Source organism: Flavobacterium sp. Root186 (assembly GCF_001428525.1).
Classification (GTDB): Bacteria; Bacteroidota; Bacteroidia; order Flavobacteriales; family Flavobacteriaceae; genus Flavobacterium.
The window spans coordinates 218,740-241,413 of the sequence record NZ_LMHW01000010.1 but is presented as its reverse complement, the minus strand read 5'-3'; the positions used below and the strand labels follow the sequence as shown (position 1 = coordinate 241,413).

15 protein-coding genes are annotated in these 22,674 nt (G+C 32.2%); 4 read left to right on the top strand and 11 right to left on the bottom strand.

Annotated features, from left to right (window positions below; all coding sequences use genetic code 11):
• Nucleotides 1–146: 146 nt before the first annotated feature.
• From ASD98_RS04730 to ASD98_RS04720, 3 genes are all read right to left on the bottom strand, one after another.
• Complete coding sequence (locus ASD98_RS04730) at nucleotides 147–1,670, bottom strand: T9SS type A sorting domain-containing protein (RefSeq protein WP_056200883.1); 1,524 nt, start codon at nucleotides 1,668–1,670, stop codon at nucleotides 147–149.
• Nucleotides 1,671–1,894: 224 nt separating this feature from the next.
• Complete coding sequence (locus ASD98_RS04725) at nucleotides 1,895–2,521, bottom strand: HmuY family protein (RefSeq protein ID WP_056200880.1); 627 nt, start codon at nucleotides 2,519–2,521, stop codon at nucleotides 1,895–1,897.
• A 27-nt stretch (nucleotides 2,522–2,548) separates the two neighbouring features.
• Nucleotides 2,549–4,606 (bottom strand): TonB-dependent siderophore receptor, encoded by a 2,058-nt coding sequence (locus ASD98_RS04720; RefSeq protein ID WP_056200876.1) that lies wholly within the window; start codon nucleotides 4,604–4,606, stop codon nucleotides 2,549–2,551.
• 102 nt (nucleotides 4,607–4,708) lie between these two features.
• On the opposite strand from ASD98_RS04720, the gene ASD98_RS04715 reads away from it, so the two are divergent.
• Complete coding sequence (locus tag ASD98_RS04715; protein ID WP_056200872.1) at nucleotides 4,709–5,614, top strand: DUF6607 family protein; 906 nt, start codon at nucleotides 4,709–4,711, stop codon at nucleotides 5,612–5,614.
• Nucleotides 5,615–5,691: 77 nt separating this feature from the next.
• Here ASD98_RS04715 and ASD98_RS04710 read toward each other — a convergent pair whose 3' ends face one another.
• From ASD98_RS04710 to argS, 3 genes are all read right to left on the bottom strand, one after another.
• Nucleotides 5,692–7,068: a SusD/RagB family nutrient-binding outer membrane lipoprotein gene (locus ASD98_RS04710; RefSeq protein ID WP_056200868.1), complete on the bottom strand. Its 1,377-nt coding sequence runs from the start codon at nucleotides 7,066–7,068 to the stop codon at nucleotides 5,692–5,694.
• 19 nt (nucleotides 7,069–7,087) lie between these two features.
• Nucleotides 7,088–10,162, bottom strand: coding sequence for a SusC/RagA family TonB-linked outer membrane protein (locus ASD98_RS04705; protein WP_056200866.1), 3,075 nt, complete (start codon nucleotides 10,160–10,162; stop codon nucleotides 7,088–7,090).
• Between the two features lie 480 nt (nucleotides 10,163–10,642).
• Nucleotides 10,643–12,421: an arginine--tRNA ligase gene (argS, locus tag ASD98_RS04700; RefSeq protein ID WP_056200864.1), complete on the bottom strand. Its 1,779-nt coding sequence runs from the start codon at nucleotides 12,419–12,421 to the stop codon at nucleotides 10,643–10,645.
• Between the two features lie 325 nt (nucleotides 12,422–12,746).
• On the opposite strand from argS, the gene ASD98_RS04695 reads away from it, so the two are divergent.
• A complete protein-coding gene (locus tag ASD98_RS04695) occupies nucleotides 12,747–15,152 on the top strand; it encodes a TonB-dependent receptor domain-containing protein (RefSeq protein WP_056200861.1) in 2,406 nt (801 codons plus the stop codon).
• A 103-nt stretch (nucleotides 15,153–15,255) separates the two neighbouring features.
• On the opposite strand, the gene ASD98_RS04690 is transcribed toward ASD98_RS04695, so the two are convergent.
• The 5 genes from ASD98_RS04690 to ASD98_RS04670 form a co-directional block, all read right to left on the bottom strand.
• The gene (locus ASD98_RS04690) at nucleotides 15,256–15,927 is read right to left on the bottom strand and encodes a copper homeostasis protein CutC (protein WP_056200858.1); all 672 of its coding nucleotides are present in this window, start codon (nucleotides 15,925–15,927) and stop codon (nucleotides 15,256–15,258) included.
• Nucleotides 15,928–16,109: 182 nt separating this feature from the next.
• Complete coding sequence (locus ASD98_RS04685) at nucleotides 16,110–17,117, bottom strand: 3-oxoacyl-ACP synthase III family protein (protein ID WP_056200855.1); 1,008 nt, start codon at nucleotides 17,115–17,117, stop codon at nucleotides 16,110–16,112.
• A gap of 250 nt (nucleotides 17,118–17,367) precedes the next feature.
• On the bottom strand, nucleotides 17,368–18,318 hold the full coding sequence (locus ASD98_RS04680; protein WP_056200852.1) for an ABC transporter ATP-binding protein: 951 nt from the start codon (nucleotides 18,316–18,318) through the stop codon (nucleotides 17,368–17,370).
• Between the two features lie 105 nt (nucleotides 18,319–18,423).
• Nucleotides 18,424–19,119, bottom strand: a complete 696-nt coding sequence (locus ASD98_RS04675; RefSeq protein WP_056200850.1) for an OmpA family protein — start codon at nucleotides 19,117–19,119, stop codon at nucleotides 18,424–18,426.
• 17 nt (nucleotides 19,120–19,136) lie between these two features.
• Nucleotides 19,137–19,637 carry a lipocalin family protein gene (locus tag ASD98_RS04670; RefSeq protein WP_056203187.1) on the bottom strand — a complete coding sequence of 167 codons (501 nt, stop codon included), beginning with the start codon at nucleotides 19,635–19,637 and terminating at the stop codon, nucleotides 19,137–19,139.
• A gap of 201 nt (nucleotides 19,638–19,838) precedes the next feature.
• On the opposite strand from ASD98_RS04670, the gene htpG reads away from it, so the two are divergent.
• Nucleotides 19,839–21,722, top strand: a complete 1,884-nt coding sequence (gene htpG, locus ASD98_RS04665; protein ID WP_056200846.1) for a molecular chaperone HtpG — start codon at nucleotides 19,839–19,841, stop codon at nucleotides 21,720–21,722.
• A 230-nt stretch (nucleotides 21,723–21,952) separates the two neighbouring features.
• A complete protein-coding gene (locus tag ASD98_RS04660) occupies nucleotides 21,953–22,630 on the top strand; it encodes a hypothetical protein (RefSeq protein ID WP_128414782.1) in 678 nt (225 codons plus the stop codon).
• Nucleotides 22,631–22,674 lie beyond the last annotated feature (44 nt).

Sequence of the window (22,674 nt, the reverse complement as noted above, 5' to 3'; positions counted from 1 at the left end):
AATGTATAAATGTAGACAAAGATAGAATTAAACATTCATTTTTAATAATAAAGAAATAAAAAAAAGAGGTTAGATAAATCTAACCTCTAAATCAAAAAAAAATAAAAAAAAACAAAGCTAATGATTAACTAAATTTTTGATGCTGTTTATTTAAAAATAACTTTTCCAGTTTTGACTTCTTTATTGTCTGATAAGATTTTGTAGAAATAAATTCCTTTTTGATAATTTGAAGGGATATTCCAGTTTACAATTTGGTTTGGAGTTACTTTTCCTTTAAATACAGATTTTTCATTTCCTAAATTTTCTGAGTATAAAACGATCTCAATTTCTTTATCTGTAGTGAAATTAGTTGAGAAATTTATTGATTCAGATGCTGGATTTGGGTATGCGGTTAGACTCGAAGAAGAACTTTCAGTATTTGCTCGTGCCGATTTTGCCAAACTTGAGTTAGGAGAGATAACTATATAATTGCTATATGACTGTTTATTTCCAGAAACAACTACTCGAGTAATATAACCATCATATCCCACTCCATTAACAAAGTTATACACACTTTGAGGAATAGTACAATTTATAGATTGACCAAGAAGCCAAGGATCTTCATCTTGTAACACATATGCGTACCAATAATAAACATAAGTACCAGTTCCTCCGCTTGGTAAACTTCCTTGAAGTTCAGAACCAGATTGTGTAATTGTATTGTTTGTAAGTGGCTGAGAAGGAGGAATAGTTATGTAATTACTATATAACTGTTGTGTCCCAGAAACAACTACTCGAGTAATATAACCATTATACCCCATTCCATCAACAAAGTTATAGACACTCTGAGGAATAGTACAATTTATTGATTGACCAATAAGCCAAGGATCCTCGTCTTGTAACACATATGCGTACCAGTAATAAACATAAGTACCAGTCCCACCGCTTGGCAAACTTCCTTGAAGTTCAGAACCAGACTGTGTAATTGTATTATTTTGAAGAGGCGGAGCAGCATTTACTGTCACTAGCACTTCATTACTTGTACTTGAAAGTGTACTTGAACTTACAATTCTTCTAAATGATGTTGTTGTTGTCAAACTTCCTGGAGAGTAATTAATTCCTGTTGCTCCAGAAATATTAGTCCACGCACCTGTTCCTGTTTTTTTCTGCCATATATAACTAAAAGAACCATTTCCTCCCGATGGGCTAGAGCCTGAAATTATACTAGCTGTCGCACCTTCAACAATTGTTTGATTTCCGTAAATATTGTTATTTAAAATTGGCGTTGGAGCCGGTACTACTGCTGCTTTATAATTAACCGTTATTTTTATCATCTGGCTTTCATTTTGAAAACAGCTTCCATTTGTAGAGAACTTATAAAGAATTTGAGTATCAGTAGTTACTGTTTTTTTAAACTTGTATCTAATAGTTGTATTTTGTCCAGGTGTAAGAATACTTCCGTTTGTATAACTTTGAGATGTGATACCATCGTTAGTGCCACATGACTGCAGTGCATTTAAAAAAACTGCATCACTGCTATTTCCATAACAATTCACTAAAACATCTACTGTACCTTCTACTCCAGAATTAATGTTTAAAGTGTTCGTTAAAGAAGTATATGTTACATAATTTTGAGCAAAACCGAACTTTACAAAAAATAGCAAAGTCAATAATAGTAATTTTCTTTTCATAATTTTAGATTAGATTGCTTTACACGAATAACAGTTTCAGTTTCAGTTTGCAATTTATATTTAGTGTTTCATCTATCTTAGATCTGTACTTAAAGACATACAGACTTAAAATAAAATTCTAAAAAATTACAATCCGATAAAAGTAAATTTCTTCATGTTAAAATTAATAATTGATTAAAAAACAACCTCGAATAATACATTACTATCCGAGGTTATTTATGTTTTTAGAATGTAGTTGTGCTATTGGCTTGGTATGCAAAGTTAAAAGTGAAATATCTAGCTACAGCAGTTGCTGGATCAGGATTTGCAGGCGCATCTTTGTAATAACTTAAAATTTCAAATTTTGCATATTTACCATCATGCGTTTTCACAACAAAAACTTTCCCTGCAATAGGCGAAATAATATTGTTTGATGTGTTATAATTATACCATCCATTTCCACTTCCTGTAGGGATTGCATAAACAGTAGACGCGTCTTGTTTAAAAGTTGTTGCAGCTGGAAAAGAAGTTACGCTTGCAAATGTACCAGCAACGATACTTACAGCTCCACTTCCAGTTCTTTCAGGCTCATCAGTGATACCAATTTTAGCTCCACCATTAACAATAATTGTAGTACCACGGAAAGCGATATCCCAACTGTTATCCGTTACAACTTTGTTTTGAGAAAAACTGAATTTTGTAAATGCACCTCCAACTGGCTGCCCTTGACCACCTGTTTGCGGCGCTTCAAGATTAGAAACTTTTGTAGTTACAACTGCTGGGATCTCTTCATTTTTATCGTCATCGCTACTGCAAGATGCTGTAAAAATAAATAATGCTAAAAGCGAAAGTTTTAAGAATTTTGTTTTCATTTTGTAAAAGTGTTAAATAAATGTTGATTAAAAATTATATTGAATTCGTGCAAAAAGCTGCCTTCCTGCCAGGTTACTAATTTGATTAGGGTCTGTAAAATCAAATAAATTATTAGCTCCAGCCTGCAGCATTAATTTATCTGTAATATTTTTTGAAATTGATAAGTTTGTTATAAAGTAGTCACTAACAAAAGTGTCATATTTATCAAGAATTTGATTCCCATTGGTATCAAACATTCCATATTTGCTTCGATAAAAAACACGTAAATTGACATCTGTCTTTATTCTAGGAATTGTGTAAGCTATTTTAACATTAGCCGTATGTTTAGATCTGTTATACAACCCAAAATAATCAGATTTTTTAATCTGGATAGTTTGTAATTCTGAATTACGTATGTATTGATAATCTTCAAAATTATCCAGAACAGATTTATCTTTTGCTGTTAAATATTGATAACCAAATGATACAGAGAATTCTTTGGTAAATTCATAGGTCGAATTAAATTCTAAGCCATATGTGAAAATTTTACTAATATTAAAGTAGCTAAAAATATTCTGACCATTAGTTTTTTGAGCTACTACGCGAGTATCAATTAAATTATGTATTGAATTATAGAAAGCATTTACATCTACTCTTAATTTATTTTTTTTATAAAAAGTTCCAAAATTGAAATTTATCGAACTTTCTGCTTCCAATGGCTTATCAAAGTTTACTCCTTCCACTCTGTATAAAATCTGTCCTTGTTCTTCAAATTGGTTCAAACGGTTTTCGGCAACATTATATCCCAAAACTGTATAACCTACGGATGGATTAGTAAAATCGAAAAACAGCTGACGGAAATCCGGTGCTTTATAACCGTATCCTACAGAAGATTTTAGAGAAAAATTTTCATTAATCTTATAATTTACAGCTAGTTTTGGACTTAACTGTGAAGCATATTCACTATGATTATCATATCTAACTCCAACAAGAATATTCCATTTTTCTGTTGGGTTAAAATCATACTGCAGATAGAAATATTGAGAATTAAAATTTACATTTTTATCAAAATAAGTTCGATCTAAAGTCTCATAATTTAAACCAACCCCACCTGTTAGTTTATCATTTTTCAGCGACAAAGTTGTTCTGACTTCTGGACGAAAAAGCCATTGATCATAATATGTTTTTTCAAAAGCAACGTTATTTTCATCATTTAAAAACGAATCATTTTTATAATTTGTGGCATATAATTCGTATTCAGAATACAGTTTTGCATTCCATTTGTGTTCTAATTTAATTTGCGAGTTCCACTCATTTTCTTTTGCATCACCTTTATAATTCTCAGAATCGATAATTGCTACGTTATCCATTTTTTGATTATAAAAACGATTACTTACAATCAATTTCAAATTTTCTGAAAAATCGTAAAAAAGTTTAGGCTGAATTGTAAAATTGTAAAATGGTTCTATATTTTTCAACGGTGTACTTTTATCTAAGTCATATCCGTCTGACAAATAAAAATTAGCAAATAGATTAGCCGAAAACTTTTTCTTTTTCCAAAGAAGATTGGCATTTGTATCATTGGTATTGAAGGTAGCATATCTATAAGATAGACTGCCTGAAAACATATCTTTTTTCGGTTTTTTTGTAATTACATTAATTACCCCTCCCATTGCTTCAGAACCATATAAAGCAGATGAAGCCCCTTTTACAATTTCAATTCTTTCAATATTTCCAACAGAAACTCTTGATAAATCTAAAACACCTGAACTTCTTCCAACAAGTGGTACACCATCAATTAATATCATTGTATATGCTGCATCTAATCCTTGCATTTGAATTCCTTCAAAACCGCTTTCGTCAGGAATTAAGATAATTCCTGTTTGTTCATTTAAAATTTCATTTAATCTTGTAACACCAGATTTTACAATTGCTTCTGAGGTAATAATTGTCATGGGTAAAGGAAGAGAAGAAAGTACTCTTTCTGTTCTTGTTCCTGTGATTACTTTTACTTCTGACAATTCATTAGCAATAGTATCTTTTTGCTGTGCAAATGAGATTTGACAGAAAGTTAATACAGCAAAAAGGGGTAGTTTTATTTTCATTATTTTTATTCAGTCTTAATAATCGATGCAAATATATAACTATTTTTAATTGTTCTAAATAAAATTTATATATTTGCAAAAATTAAAAACAAATAATAAGTTATGATTTCAAAAAGCCTTTATTTTTCAGCCGTTATGGCTTTAACATGCAGCCTAGGTTTCAGTCAGGACGCAAAAAAACAACAAGACATAAAATCAATTAAATCTATGTGTGGTTGTTATGAAGTGAAGTTTAACTTTGCAGAAACTTTTCAATATGCTAAAGATTCGGCTACATACAAACCTTCACAAACTAAACATGAATCTGCTTTAGAATGGGTAGAATTGTTAGAAGATACTCCAAACAAAATTGTTATGCAGCACTTATTAATTGTAAGTGATGATATGATTATCAAACACTGGAGACAAGATTGGTTATTTGAAAACACAGACTTATATTCTTTTGATAAAGGAACATCCTGGAAATATAAAAAACTTGACAAAAAAGCGGTTAAAGGTCAATGGACTCAAAAAGTATATCAGGTAGATGATAGTCCAAGATATGAAGGGTCTTCAACTTGGGTACATGTTGACGGACAAGATTACTGGTCTAACGTTGCTGATGCGCCGCTTCCAAGAAGAGAGCAGACAAAACGTAATGACTATAATGTTTTAAAAAGAAGAAATATTCACGAAATCACTGCTACAGGATGGAATCATGAACAAGATAATGATAAACTTATTCGTGATGACGCTGGAAAAGATGTTTTGTTAGCGCAGGAAAAAGGGTTTGATGTTTATACTAAAGTTCCAGATATTAAATGTATCGCTGCTCAAAAATGGTGGAAAGAAAATAATGTTCTTTGGAAAAATGTTCGTGACAAATGGCAGACTCTTTTCGATAGACATAAGGACTTAAACTTAGAAGCTAAAGTTGATAGAAAAGCGCTTTATTCTCTTTTGTTTGATTTAAAACCAACTGCAACAAAAGCAGAATCTGATGCAATTATCGACAAATTTGTAAAATAAAAAATGTTTGTGTTAGTTGTAAAAAAGCCGGTAATTTTAAGATTACCGGCTTTTTTTTTGCTCTACACTAAAATTGGTTAATTTTTATCCCACCAAACATTAGTCGTTACATTACTAACTACTGTAGCATTTGGATTATATTGTCTCTCATCTGACGGTGTTGGAAGTCTTACAGGAATAATCTTTGTCTGTGAAGACTGGTTTGGAACTAATGCAGGAAATCCAGTTCTTCTATAATCATTATAAGGTTCCATAGTTAAGAAAAGAGCCAGATATTTTTGCTGAATAATAGTTTCTAAATTTACCGTTGTAGTTACAGCAGATAAAAATTCTGGTTTTGCAGTACTCCCTGTTATTTTTAGTACCGAAGCAGCAACAGCTTCTTGCAATGCTGGTTTTGCATCTTGTCCTAATCTAAACTTTGCCTCAGCTTCAATAAATTTAGCTTCAGCATAGGTAACAATACCGATTGAAGATGTTTCATCTGCAAACGCCAAACCAATATAGGAAGATGAAGTTGTATCTAAATCATCTGCAGCATTACCAGTATAATTACCATTTTTATCTTTTGCAATTGCAAATGACAATCTTGGATCGTTAGAGTCTTTTAAAGAATTAACAAAATAAGCTCCTGTCTTAAGATAATTTACCCGGCTTTCATTAAAAGCATACCATTGATTAAGCCCATTTGAAGTACCTGGAAAAAAAGTATTTGCATCATTATTATTTGAACTCATTCCTGAAGCCACAACATATTCTAATGCTTTTTGAGCTGCCTGCGTATCAACTTCTGTTAATCTTAATGAATATCTTGCTTTTAAAACATAAGCAATTTGAATCCATTTTTTTGTATCTCCATTAAAGATATAATCATCTTTAGCTGGGACAGAAAGATTATTTGGAACAGGTTTTTGCAGGTTTAAAATCGCTTCATCAAGAATTGCTTGCAGCCTTTGATAAATTTCTTCCTGAGTATTGTATTTAGGAGTTCTATTTCCCTGATCAGCCTTAAAAGCTTCATCATATGGAACATCTCCCCAAAGATCAGTTGCATATCCTAAATTTATCGCCGTTAATATCTGTCCCATACCTGTATAATATGGATATTCAGCTGCAAAATCACGTGTTAATATATGACCATTCATCAAAGTTGTGCCATATAAAGTATTCCATTCGTTATTAACATCTTGCTCACTAATAAAATAACGCTGAATATCTCCCAATTGACCTATACTAGTTCCTGCAAGATGCTGATCAAAAATATTAGAAGTTCTAATTAAACCTGATGTATGTGTTGAAAAAGTCGAAACTTCCATCGCGGCTAATAATAAACTTGGATTGCTTGACATAGGATCATTTGGGTTTCCATTAAAATGATCCAATTCAGATTGACAACTTGAAAGCATCCCGACGCTTAAAGCTGTCAAGATTAAACTTTTTATATATTTTTTCATTTTTTTTAAAATTTAAAATTTAGAATCCAACTTTAAGAGTCATTATAAATGATTTGCTTCCCGGGTTATTAAAATAATCCAATCCATTAATTCTTGAACCTGCACCTGTTAAACTAGTTTCAGGATCAACGCCTTTATAATTAGTATTTAACCACAAGTTTCTACCCGTAAATGATAATTGAGCTGAATTAATTGCAGTAAATTTTTTCACATTAAAGTCATAACTTAATGTCACGTCACGCAATCTTATCCAATTTACATCTGTTACAGCTTCTTCTGAAGCTCCTCCACCGTCACCTAAATATTTTTGGTAATAATCTTTAGCTGAAATTGCAATATTGTTTGGAGTACCATCTTCTTTCACACCATCAATAATATAGTTATGTTCTCTATCTGCTGAGGCTTCCGAAACTCCAAAATTGTGCAGTCTTGCTAATGTGCCATTATACACAACTCCTCCGTGTCTGAAATCTAATAATCCCGACAAAGTAACTCTTTTATAAGTGAATGTATTTCTAATTCCTCCTGTCCATTTAGGAGCTGAATTACCTAAATTTCCTGTTTCGTCAGCAATTATTGGCAAACCATTAGATCCTATTATTTTTTGTCCATTTTCATCACGTTCCCATTTTGTACCATAGAAACTTCCTAATGGCTGTCCTTTTACGGCATAGTATCCGATTGATCCAAAAGCGGTTTCAATAGAAATTTCATCTAAGCCTCCATAAATATCAGTCACTTTATTTTCGTTTTTAGCCCAATTCAAATTAATATTCCATTGTAATGGCTTCCCTTTTTTGAAAACATCATAACCTAATTCAACCTCAACACCTTTGTTAACTAATTCAGCCGCATTTTGATAAACAACAGCAAATCCGCTTGATTGTGGCAATGGAACATTTATTAATAAATCTTTAGAAGTTTTATAATATAGATTTACATCGAAAGTCAAACGATTTTCAAAAAATTTAGTGTTTAGACCTACTTCATGACCTAATACTCTTTCAGGTTTTAATTGTTGATTTCCTAAGGTTCCTGAAAGCCCCATACCATTAACCCCATTATATGGAAAACTTAATCCATCTGTAAATCCATCAGTCATAAATGGCTGCGAATATGTACTAATTGTTTTATAGGCTTGCGGCGCAATACCAACTTCTCCATATCCATAAGTTAATTTTGCAAAAGTTGTCCATTCTGGCAAATCAAATGAACTTGATAAAACCCATGAAGCAGATGCTGATGGAAATAATGCACTATTAGCATCAGTTCCGTAAGTTGAAGACCATTCTTTTCTAAGAGATCCTGTAACAAAAACTTGATTTTTAATATCAAATTCTAATTGTCCAAATAAAGCTCTAGACATAATATTTGATTCTACATTTGATGCATATAATTGTGTTGCATTTGATAAATTATAAACTCCTCTTACCGCAAGTTCTTTACCTCTTGAAAACACATCTGTATTTTGAGATGAACGCAAATTAAGACCTGCTGTATAATTTATTTTAAACCATTCTGATTTCAAAGGCAATAATCCGCTTGCTATAAAATCTCCGTAAAATTGTTTATTATTAATATTATTAAACGCAACTTCTCCAATTCCTCTCAGATTATCTCCATTAGATGAAATTGCATAAACTTGTTTTCGAGAATCTGAATAAGCATCTATTCCACCTTTTGCAGTTAAAGACAACCATATATCAGGTGAATATGTTAAATACATATTCCCAAAAACACGATTTACATCACTTGTTGCCGGGTTTTCGTTAACAGTAAAATAAGGATTATCATATGAAGAATAATAGTTCATATTATTTCCTTCGGCATCTTTATAATTTCTTAGATCATAGTTTCCGGGAGAACGTAGTAAACTCAACATCACTCCGGAAGAATTACTTCCGTTTTGAGCTAATGTATTTGTTGTATGAGTATATTGCAGACTTCCTCCTGTTTTCCACTTATTATTAATTTTTAAATCCCCAACAACTCTTAAAGTGTTTCTTTTTAAACCTGTTTCAGGAATCATACCTGTTTGACTTACATTTCCGTAAGAAGCCCTATAGACAGCTTTTTCATCACCACCATAAAAAGATATGTTATTTGTAAATGTCAGACCTTCTTTAAAGAAATTCCTTGTATTATTATACATTGGCATCCCAAGAGATTCTGCAGATGGCCCCCAGCTTTGTGGAGTTCCTCCATTATATTCAAGAATACCTGTTTTAGGATTTAAACCACCTTGGACATATTTATTTTGTCTTGCTGGCAATTGACTAACTTTATCAATTGCTAATGAAGTAGAATAATCAATCCCTAAGCCTTTTCCAGCTTTCCCTTTTTTAGTTGTATAAATAATAACCCCATTACCTGCTCGCTCTCCGTATAACGCTGCAGCTGCAGGACCTTTAAGTACTGATACACTTTCGATATCATCTGGATTTATATCTAATGCACGGTTAGAGTTATTAATACCAGACAAATTTGCATTAAAAGGATTATCTCCAGCGCTAGTTTGACTAGTAGTATTGTCAATTGGAACTCCATCAACTACAATTAATGGATCAGAACTTCCAGTAATTGTATTAACTCCTCTAATAATAATCTTACTAGAAGCACCTGGTGTTCCTCCAGATCCAACCACTTGTACACCGGCAGCTTTTCCTGCTAATGCCTGCATAACATTTTGCTCTCCAGATCTGCTGATTTCATCTGAATTTATTTTTGACACTGCATATCCAAGTGTTTTTTCTGATCTTTTTATTCCTAAAGCAGTAACAACTACTCCTTCTAATTCTACCGAATCATCTTTTAATTTTACATTTATAGAAGTCGAACCAGCAAGTAATTCTTGAGTTTTCATTCCGATATAGTTAAATATCAAAACTTGATTGGAAGATGCCTTAATAGAATACTTACCATCTAAATCTGTTTGTGTTCCATTTTTTGTCCCTTTCACTAAAACATTCACACCAGGCAATGGCATTCCTGCATTATCTGATACAATTCCAGATATTGTTCTTTCCTGCGCAAAAAATAAATGCGTTGTAAGCACAAACATCAGAACTAGCAGCCCTTTAATTTTTCTTTTCATTATTATTTATTTGAATTAAGGGGCGCAACTTATAAAATTAAATTAATTTTAACAAGATTTTATTTATTTTTAACATTGATAAATATAGTCTTATTTTTACAAATAAAAAAACCGCCTAAAATTAATTAGACGGTCTATAGATCCTTATAATTCTTACTAAAAGGTGTACTAATTCAAAATAGATAAAAAATGATATAAGGAAAATATCTTTAATTTTATGCGGCTAAAATTTACAATACTTTTATAGCGTTCAAAACCTTAATAAATAACTAATAAACAGCAAATTACAAAATACTTGATTTAATACTTTTGAATTTTCGAGCGCAAAATTAACATGAATTATCTTTAATTCATATACGAAAGCAATATTTAACTTAAAATATGTCTTATCTTATTATTTTTCATTCTTTTAGTGAACAATTCTAAAACAAAAAGCCGATAGTTTTCAACTATCGGCTTTTCTAATTCTTATGCAAGCTTTTACATTCTTTCCGGAACTTCAATCCCTAATAAAGTAAATGCAGACTTTATAACTTCGGCAACTTTCTGTGAAAGCTGTACTCTGAAAACCTTTTTAGTCAAATCAACTTCACCTAAAATGTGAACTGATTGGTAAAACGAATTATATTCTTTTACTAAATCGTAAGTATAATTTGCAATTAATGCCGGACTATGATTTTGAGCAGCATTTTGAATTACTTCTGGAAAAAGTTCGATTTGTTTTACCAGCTCTTTTTCCTTTTCGTGAAGCTCTTCAATATTTGTTTTTTCAGAAAAATCAAAATCGGCTTTACGGATGATTGATTGAATTCTGGCGTAAGTATATTGAATAAACGGACCTGTATTTCCTGCAAAATCTACAGATTCTTCTGGATTAAACAGAATACGTTTTTTAGGATCTACTTTTAAAATGTAATATTTCAAAGCGCCAAGACCAATTGTTTTATACAATTTTGCTTTTTCATCGGCAGAATAGCTGTCTAGTTTCCCTAAATCTTCGGAGATTTGTTTTGCGGTATCTGTCATGTCCTGCATTAAATCATCAGCATCTACAACAGTTCCTTCACGGCTTTTCATTTTTCCGGAAGGTAAATCTACCATTCCGTATGATAAATGATATAAACTTGAAGCCCAGTCAAAGCCAAGTTTTTTCAGAATCAAAAACAACACTTTAAAGTGATAATCTTGTTCGTTACCAACAGTGTAAACCATTCCCCCAACATCTGGCATATCTTTTACACGCTGAATTGCTGTTCCGATATCCTGCGTCATATAAACAGCAGTTCCGTCAGAACGTAATACAATTTTACGATCAAGTCCTTCATCTGTCAAATCAATCCAAACAGAACCATCCGGATCTTTTTCGAAAACACCTTTATCAAGACCAACCTGAACAACATCTTTTCCTAATAAATAGGTATTGCTTTCGTAGTAATATTTATCAAAATTAACTCCAAGATTACTATAAGTTGTGGCAAAACCGTCGTAAACCCATTGGTTCATTTTTTTCCAAAGGGCAATAACCGCTTCATCTCCAGCTTCCCATTTCTTAAGCATTTCCTGCGCTTCAATAATAATTGGTGCTTGTTTTTTTGCTTCTTCTTCGGTTTTACCAGTTTCTATTAATTGGTTGATTTGTGTTTTGTAAGCTTTGTCAAACTCAACATAATATTTACCAACTAATTTATCGCCTTTTAAATCTGAACTTTCCGGAGTTTCTCCGTTTCCGAATTTCTCCCAGGCCAGCATAGATTTACAAATATGAATTCCACGATCGTTTATGATCTGTGTTTTATATACTTTTTTACCCGATGCTTTAATAATTTCTGCAACAGAATATCCTAATAAATTGTTACGAACGTGTCCCAAGTGCAAAGGTTTGTTTGTGTTTGGCGAAGAATATTCAACCATAATTGCTTTGTCAGCAGGATCTGGCGTTACATATCCAAATTTTTGATTGCTTTTTATTTCATTAAAGAAATTCAAATAATAACTATCTGAAATTACAATATTCAAAAACCCTGAAACTACATTGAAACGCGCAACTTCAGAAACATTTTCAACTAAGTAGTTTCCAATTTTATTTCCTAATTCGGCAGGATTGCTTTTGATCACTTTTAACAAAGGAAAAATTACCATTGTAATATCGCCTTCAAACTCTTTTCTGGTAGTTTGAAACTCGATTTTATCAACAGAAACGTCAAATAATGCCTGTATTGCTTTTTGTATAGAAGGTGTAAGAATTTGTGATAATGACATGTAAACTTATTTTAAAGTGAGCAAAGATACTGCTTATTCATCAATTACAGAAAATGAAAAACATATAAAATAATATAATCCTGTTAGAATTTCTTAAAAAACGATTTGTTTTGAATGTTAAAATTATCAAAAAATCAAAACGCTAACCTGCTACAAAACAGAACTTCCCAAAAAAACAAAAAGTTTTTTTTATTTTTTCTGTAACATATCGACAACAAAATAGTCTTAATAGAGACTTTAAATTTTATTTGAAGCAAAAAAAATCAAAACAAAAATAAAAAAACAACCTCATCATCAATCAAATCAAAATAATCATTATCTCATTATGAAATTAAAATTCTTTCTGCTTGCATTACTGGGGGTAATTGCAACAGCACAAGCCCAGAATTCAGGAACGGTCACGGGAAAAATTACCGCAAAATCAAACAATGCGCCTATTTCTTACGCTACTGTTTCTCTTAAAGAAAACGGAAAAGTAGTATCAGGAGTCAATACAGATGACAACGGAGATTTTAGCTTTAAAAACTTAGCTCTAAAAAGTTATACCATCGAAATTCAATACATTGGATTTAGAAAATATATTGGTTCTGTGATTTTAGCCGATAATAAAAAATCTGCAACTGTGAATGTTTCTCTTGAAGAAGAAGCAACACAGCTTAAAGGTGTTAATATCGTTGCCGAACGTTCGACGATGGAACAAAAAATTGACCGAAAAGTTATTACTGTTGGGAAAGATTTGACAACTGCCGGAGCTTCTGCGTCAGATATTATGAGCAATATTCCTTCTGTAAATGTGGATCAGGACGGAAAACTTTCGCTTCGCGGAAATGACAATGTTCGTGTATTAATTGACGGAAGACCTTCTAACATTGATCCTGCTCAGTTATTGAAACAAATTCCTTCAACTTCTATCAAAAAAATTGAGTTGATTACAAATCCTAGTGCAAAATACAATCCGGAAGGAATGTCTGGAATTATCAATATTATTTTACACAAAAATGCTAATACTGGTTTTAACGGAAGTTACAGCGGTGGTATTACTTTTGGAGAAACGGCAAAATACAATCAGTCTTTAGATTTAAATTATAAAACCGGAAAAGTAAATTTCTTTGGAAATGCCGGTAATAATTTTGGAACTTACTTTAACGATGGTCATATCAAAAGATTAGATCAGGATGTGGTTCAAAAATTAGATATTTCTAATGACAATGATAACTATTTGTATAAAGTTGGAATGGATTATTTAATCAATGATCACAATACTTTATCATTTTACACGAATCAAAATAAAGCAAAAGGAACGGGACTTGTAAATACTGATATTGATTATAATAACGGAGATCCGGATATTAAAAACATCTACCAAAAATCAAGATACGAAGGCCCAAACGAAACAGGAACTTATAATTTAGCGTACAAACATATCTTTAAAAAAGAAGGTCATACTTTAGATTTTGAAGGAAACTTTAGTAATACCAGAGAAACTCAAGATGCAAGTTTTGATACTAAAACAACAAAGCCGGATAATACTGCTAACTCTCTTTTATATGACGATTATATTAATGACAAAAGAAAATTAGGTACAGTAAACGTTGATTATGTTAATCCGTTAAACGATAAAACGACTCTTGAAGCAGGTGCTGAGGCGAGAATTACAAGAACTGACAATATTTACAACACAACCAATCCTGCATTTGCTAATTCTACTTATACTTATGATACAGATATTTATTCTGCATATGTAACTTTCGGTCAGAAATACAAAAAATTCAGTTATCAGTTAGGAGCTCGTTTTGAGAGTTATAATTTGCAGTCAAATTTAAATTCCGGTCAGACAAAATTTAATGATGACTATATTACATTATATCCATCAGCTTATTTAACTTATAACTTAAATGAGAAAAACGTTTTACAATTAAGCTACAGCCGTCGTGTTGACCGACCAAGTTTAGAGCAGACAAAACCTATTCGTGAGTTTTCTACTCCATTGGTAACTTCATACGGAAATCAAGAATTAAGACCTCAGTTTACAAATTCTGTCGAAGTAAATTATACTAAAACTCTTGAAAAAGGAAGCATTACCGCTGGAGTATTTGTAAGAGCTATCAACGATCAAATAAGCAGAACTTTAAGCCCAGATCCTACAGACACTTCTGGATATAAACAAGTCTTGGGCTTTGCTAATTACGATCACAATAGTGCATATGGTTTTGATATTTCTGCTAACTATAAACTTACTAAATGGTGGGATATCCAGCCTTCTGTTGATTTTTCCAGCATAAACCAGCAAGGTGTAGTGTTCCAGTATGACCCTGTAACAAAATTAAGTTCACCTTTAGAGCGTAGTGTAACAACTTCTGCATTTAATGCTCGTATGAACTCAAACTTTAAGCCTACAAAACGTTTAAGCTTTTTATTATTCGGTTTTTACAGAGGCGGAGTTGAAGAGATTCAACAACATAGAAACGAAATGTACAAAATGGATATTGGTTCACGCTATACATTGTTAGACAATAAAATGAATATCAGCGTACGTTTTAATGACGTTTTCAATACAATGAAATATTCATTTGATGGTATTTATCCTTATCCTCAAACTGGTCAGTTCACCTGGGAAAGCCAAACGGTTTATTTAGGTTTAACTTACAACTTTGGAGGAGCAAAAATCAAAAAATTAGAGCGTAAACAAAGAGAAGATAATACTACTCAAGGCGGTGGTGGAATGTTCTAATCACTGCTTTTATTAGAATCAATTTTAATATTTTTAAATAATTTTCTTGTAGAAAAAAGCCTGAAGTTTGCCAACTTCAGGCTTTTTTATTTTTTTGAGAATATTATAGAAAATTTTTTAATTCTTTTATTTCTTCGGGATTTGCAATTTCTGAATTATTTGTAATTGCAGATGAATGGTAAAAAGTTAAGTCTAACCGTTCTTGTAATAATTTAATATTTGAAGATCGTAAACCGCCGCCCGGCATTATTTCAATTCTATTTTTAGCAAGATCCTGTATTCGTTCCAGAGCCAGAATTCCTTCTTCTACATTTATCGCTTGTCCCGAAGTTAAAATCGTTTTAAATCCGCAATCGATAATATCTTCAAGAGATTTTTCTACATCTTTGACCACATCAAAAGCACGGTGAAAAGTACAAGGAAGCGGATGTGCTAAATGCACTAATTCTTTATTCTGTCTTTTATTAATATTACCGCTGTCTTTTAAAATTCCAAAAACAAAACCATCAACACCCAGTTTTTTATACTGCTTGATATCCTGTTTCATTTCTGTCAGTTCTTCATCAGAATAAACAAAATCACCACCGCGAGGTCTGATTATAATATGCATTTTAATGTTTAAGCTTTCACGGACTTTTACCACTAAAATAGAATTTGGAGTTGTTCCGCCAAGTTTCATGTTTTCGCATAACTCAATTCGATCTGCGCCATTTTCCTGAGCAATTATGGCGGATTCGTAATTAAAGCATGCTATTTCCAGTTGATTTTTTTTCATTGTTAATTATTAATCTATTTACTCATAGTTTGTCATTGCGAGGAACGAAGCAATCTCATTTTTAATTAGTAACGTAATATTAGCCGTGAGATTGCTTCGTTCCTCGCAATGACAGTACTAAAGTATAAAAAAACCTGCTCCAAAACGAAGCAGGTTTTAAATATAATGCAAGATGAATTAATTTACCATTTGATGATTGCACTTGCCCATGTAAATCCACTCCCAAAAGCGGCTAAAACAACGGTGTCACCAGATTTAATTTTACCTTGTTCCCAAGCTTCTGTTAAAGCGATTGGGATAGATGCTGCTGTTGTGTTTCCGTATTTCTGGATATTATTATGAACCTGATCATCAGATAATTTGAATTTATTCTGAATGAATTGAGAAATTCTCAAGTTTGCCTGATGTGGAATCAGCATATCGATATCTGAAACCTGAAGTCCATTTGCTTCTAAACCTTCATTGATTACTTCGGCAAAACGAACAACTGCATTTTTAAATACAAACTGGCCGTTCATGTAAGGATAATAACTTTCGTCATTCGGGTCGTTGTCTGCAATAATATCAGTTACCCAGCGCGCTCCCATTCCTGGTGCCTGCAAAGCCAATTCTTCTGCATGCTGCCCTTCTGAATGTAAATGCGTTGATAAAATTCCTTTTGTCAAATCTTCTTCACGGCTTAAAACTGCCGCTCCTGCTCCATCTCCAAAAATTACCGAAACACCGCGTCCGCGGGTTGTCATGTCTAATCCAGTTGAATGAACCTCTGAACCAATTACCAAAATATTTTTATACATTCCGGTTTTAATATATTGATCTGCAACAGAAATTGCGTAAACAAAACCGGAACATTGGTTTCTAACATCTAAAGCCCCAACGGTTCTTAATCCTAAATCACGTTGTACTAAAACCCCAGGTCCTGGAAAATAATAGTCCGGGCTTAATGTAGCAAAAACTACAAAATCAATATCTTCTTTGGCTACGCCGGAACGTTCTATAGCAATTTTAGCAGCTTTTACACCCATCGAAGTTGTAGTATCTTCTCCACGAATGATATGTCTTCTCTCCTGAATTCCTGTTCGTTCCTGAATCCATTCGTCATTGGTATCTATTATCTTAGACAAATCATCGTTTGTCACAACATTTGAAGGAACATAATATCCTAAGCCTGCTATTTTTGAATGATACATATAATATTGTTATTTGTTAAAAATTTAGAATGCAAATTTACGTATACTTTAAAACATAAGAGTACAAATTACTATTTTTTTCGGTATTAGCAATTTAATATACTTTAATTATCAGACTGTTTAAAAACAATTACTTTTTGAAAAAACAGTTTTTAAAGCAATTCATTGAAAAGAATGAAAAATAAGATTTAGCACTGGAAAGTCTTTCTAAAAAGCAAACCCGACAATTTCAAAACTGTCGGGTTTATTTTTATAAATAATTAAGTCCAAGAAATATTTCCTGTTCGAGAGGAAGATCAATTTCACTTTCGAAAAATATCAACTGTCTTTTATGTACCGTTTCAATTAAATAATGGCCTCCTCTAAAATAAGTTCTTCTAATTTTTACCGGAAGTTTAGATTCTGAAACCATTTTAAACTGATGCGGATACACTAATGTTTTATGGGTTTCGTCTTCATACGGAAGTAATAAATGTGTTGCAACCTCATTTACTTCTCCAAATAACGAAGCCACATATTTCGTCTGCGGATCTTCGTATATTTTTGCCGGATCACCTTTTATGATAATTTCCCCATGTCGCATTACAATCGCTTCATCTGCAAAAGACAAGGCATCTGTACTATCATGTGTTGCGATAATGCAGGTAATTCCTTTTTGTTTTAAGTACTTAAACAAGTTTCGGCGCAAAGCATTTTTACGAAAAGCATCAATCTGACTGAAAGGTTCGTCAAGCAGAATTACTTCTGGCTCTAAAGCTAAAACTCTTACTAAGGCCACTCTCTGCTGTTGGCCTCCACTTAAAAATTTAGCTTTAACATTAGAAAATTGCTCCATTTCTACCATCTCTAACAATTCCTGAACACGAAGTTTTTTCATGTTTGCAAAACCGTTCGAAAGAAACTTACCAACATTCTCCGCCACAGTTTCATATGGAGACAAGTCAAAATCCTGCGCCAGATATTTCATATAAGGCATTCCCGGAATCAAATTGTATTTTGGCCCCAGAATAGGTTTTTCGTTATAAAATATTTTGCCTTCGTCTAAATCGAACAAACCGTACATGAGCTTTAAAAGCGTACTTTTACCACAACCACTTTCCCCGATAATGGCAATATTTTCACCTTTATTGATCGTGAAAGAAACATTATTTATAACTGGTTTATCAGTATACGAAAAAGATATATTTTGAATATCAAGCATGTGTTGTAATTAGAGAGGTCAAATTTACGATGTTTAATTTCTAAAGTCAAAAAAAAGCTGCTTCAATTATGAAACAGCTTTTTTAATATTTTATTTTATCTGAAATTATTTTCCAGCTTCTGCTTTTGCATCGTTAACCATTTTGTCATTTGCTGTAATAGAGAATTCAACACGACGGTTTTGAGCTCTTCCTTCTGGAGTATCATTTGTTGCAATAGGATCAACAATACCTAAACCTGAAGTTTTAAAACGGCTTGATTTTAATCCTTTAGAAACTAAATAAGCTTGTACAGAAGCGGCTCTTTGTCCTGAAAGTGTCAAATTATATTCTGGTTTACCTGTGTTATCAGTATAACCGAAAATTTGAATATCTGTATCTCCATAATCGTTAAAAACAGGAACTAATTTATCTAAATTTGCTTTTGCCTGAGGAGTTAAAGTTGATTTGTTAGTATCAAAACGAACAGCATTTTCATTTAAGGTTAAGTGAATTCCTTCACCTACTCTTTCTACAGAAGCTCCTGGTAAAGCCTGATCAATTTCACGGGCTTGTTTATCCATTTTGTTACCAATTAAGGCTCCGGTTCCACCACCAACAGCAGCTCCAATTGCAGCTCCTAAAGCAGCGTTTCCGCCTTTTCCTAAATTATTTCCTAAAATACCTCCAATAATACCACCGGCAACTACTCCAATTCCGGCACCTTTTTGAGTATTATTAGCATTTTTAACTGAATCGCAGCTTGTAAATAAACTAACTAATACAAGTAAACTACTTAAACCTAAAACTGTTATCTTTTTCATTTTTATCCTTTTTAATATTAATTAGCTCTTTGAAATTGGTAAGTAACATCCTTAACCTGCCCACCAACATTGATATTGTCGATTAACTGAAAAGAGTTATCCGTTAAACCTGCAACTTTTAGTAAGTATCCTTCTTTTACATTTTTAGATTTTGTTCCCGGATTAACAATTTTCAGAACAAATAGTCCCTGATTGTTAATACTCCAAACAATTGGTGAAGTAAAAGCTGTACAATTTGGAGAATTTAAATTCATTGTACCTTTATTATTATTTGAAATAAAATTCCAGGTACTGCCAATAAAACATTTAGAATCTGCAAGATCAAAAGAGGTTACTTTAATATAGTCAGAACCGGCATAAGTTACATTTGTAAGGACCCAATTTCCTTTAATAGCAACTTGAGTAGGTCTGTCAAGTTTAGTCGAAAGCGGAGTTGCTTCTGTTGAAGCTGTTGACGAAGCAGATTTACACGCGAATAACATCGTGGCAATCATGCAAATGAAAATTATTTTCTTCATTTTGTACATTTATTTAAGTTAATACTTACACGTTTAACAATTATTATACCACAAATATACAATTCATTGGGTGAATTTATTTTTAAAATCTAATTATTTTCTTTCAAAATTAACATTTAAGACAATTTGTCACGTAAAAAAGATTGGTATTTTATTTGACTAAATGAAAACCATCAAGTTAAATCAAAAAATCAAAAAAATATGACAACAGGTAAAATTAATGTTTCAGTAGAAAACATCTTTCCCTTAATCAAAAAGTTCTTATACAGCGACCACGAAATCTTTTTACGTGAGCTGGTTTCAAACGGAACTGATGCTACATTAAAATTAAAACATTTAATAAGCATTGGCGAAGCTAAAGTAGAATATGGAAATCCGGTTATCGAAATTAAAGTAGATAAGGAAGGTAAAAAAATCCATATTATCGACCAAGGTTTAGGTATGACGGCGGATGAAGTTGAAAAATACATCAATCAGGTTGCTTTTTCCGGAGCTGAGGAATTTTTAGATAAATACAAAGATTCTGCAAAAGACTCTGGAATTATTGGCCACTTTGGTCTTGGTTTCTATTCTGCATTTATGGTTGCAGAGAAAGTAGAAATCATTACAAAATCATACAAAGATGAACCTGCTGCACACTGGACATGTGACGGAAGCCCTGAATTTACTTTAGAGCCAGCTGACAAAACTTCACGTGGTACAGAAATCATTCTGCACATTGCCGAAGATTCTTTAGAATTTTTAGAAGATTCTAAAATCAGCGGCTTATTGAATAAGTATAACAAGTTTATGCCTATTCCAATTAAATTTGGAACAAGAACTGAAACACTTCCAAAACCAGAAGATGCTCCGGAAGATTACGTTAACGAAACTATCGAACTTGATAATATCATTAACAACCCAAATCCGGCCTGGACAAAACAACCTTCTGAATTATCTGATGAAGATTATAAAAACTTCTACAGAGAATTATATCCAATGCAGTTTGAAGATCCTTTGTTCAACATTCACTTAAACGTAGATTATCCGTTTAACTTAACTGGTATTTTGTATTTCCCAAAATTGGGTACCGATATGCAAATCCAAAAAGATAAAATTCAATTGTACCAAAACCAGGTTTACGTTACAGATAACGTAGAAGGAATTGTACCTGAATTTTTGACAATGCTAAAAGGAGTTATCGATTCACCGGATATTCCGTTAAACGTTTCTCGTTCTGGTTTGCAGGCTGATGGAGCTGTTAAGAAAATTTCAAACTACATTACTCGTAAAGTAGCTGATAAATTGAAAGCTTTATTTAACGAAAACCGCGCTGATTTTGAAGCAAAATGGAACGACATTAAAATCGTTTTAGAGTACGGAATGCTTTCTGAAGATAAATTCTACGAAAAAGCAGGTGCGTTTGTTTTATATCCAACTGTAGACGATACTTATTTTACCTTAGAGGAATTAAAAGAAAAACTAAAAGAAAACCAGACAGATAAAGATGGTAAATTAGTAATTCTTTATGCTGGTAACAAAGATGCACAACACTCTTATATTGAAGCAGCAAAAGAAAAAGGTTATGAAGTATTACTTTTAGATTCTCCAATTATCTCACATTTAATCCAAAAAATCGAAGGTGATAACAGCGAATTAACTTTTGTTCGTGTGGATTCTGATCATATTGATAACTTAATCAAAAAAGACGAAAACACTATTTCTAAATTATCTGATGAAGAAAAAGCAACTTTAAAAACTTCATTAGAAGCTTATATTCCTAAAGCATACAGCGTTCAGCTGGAAGCTATGGACAGTCAGGCAGCTCCATTTATTATTACGCAGCCAGAATTTATGCGTAGAATGAAAGAAATGAGCCAAACGGGCGGCGGCGGAATGTTCGGAATGGGCAATATGCCGGAAATGTATAATCTGGTTGTAAACACTAATTCTGATTTGGCTTCAAGTATTTTAAATACTGAAGATAAAACACACCAGGAACATTTGGTAAAACAAGCTTTAGATTTAGCTAAGTTATCTCAAAATCTTTTAAAAGGTGAAGCATTGACGGCTTTCGTAAAAAGAAGCTTTGAGATGATCAAATAAGATTATAAAATATTTTATTCTAGAAATGGCTTGCAAGTTTTCACTTGCAGGCCATTTTCTTTTATCAGAAAACAAAATTATAAAAATTTAAAAATAAGGTAGTTCACATGTATTGATTTAAGAAAAATCATATAATTTTAGCTTTATTTTCTTTCATCTTATTTTCAATAACCAATAACGTGGAGCGAGCCAAAAATCCTAAATAGAGTAGGCAAATAAATTCTAAGATTATGTTTTATGTAAGACTAAACAAATTAAGAATCATCAAGAATGGTGATTTAATAGGAAAGGGAGAAGTCCAATTCATGAGTTTCATAAACCAATCAAATGAAAGTTTTCCTAATCTTAACGAATTTTTCGAAACCAATGATGAAGCTCGAAAAAAAGAAATCATTAAAGATTCTGTATCAAAGGTTATCGAATCCAGAATTTTGATGACTATCGACAAAGTAAAAGACAAAAGCATTATCACTTTTGGAGATACAGGATATATTGTTTACAAAGACGAAAAAATTCCAAAAGATTTTAGCTGGCAGATAGTCGCTGTAGAATTAGATAAAAAAACACGGGATAATGCTTCATTAATTAAATCGGTTTTAACTGATTCTAATGTTGACACAATTACAAAAGGAATACAGGCACTCGCAAAAGCAAGTAATCCTGTAAGCGGAGCTGTTGTTGAACTTTCTAAATTAGTTGTTGGAGTAATTTTAGACATCGCAAAAAATAAGAAAGACGACCAAATTGGTTATTACCTGACTTCTTTTATTGAAAAATTAGATTATCCAAACGGAATTCGAGACAGACAAGATATTCCTGATTTAACAGGTAATATGTTTGTAGATTATTCCATTTTTGGATATCAGGATTACGCTGTCGAAGCTGTTGAAAATTTAAAATCATTGTAAACAATCTCCTCAAAATATCTTAAAATCCTGCAGATTAATTTCTG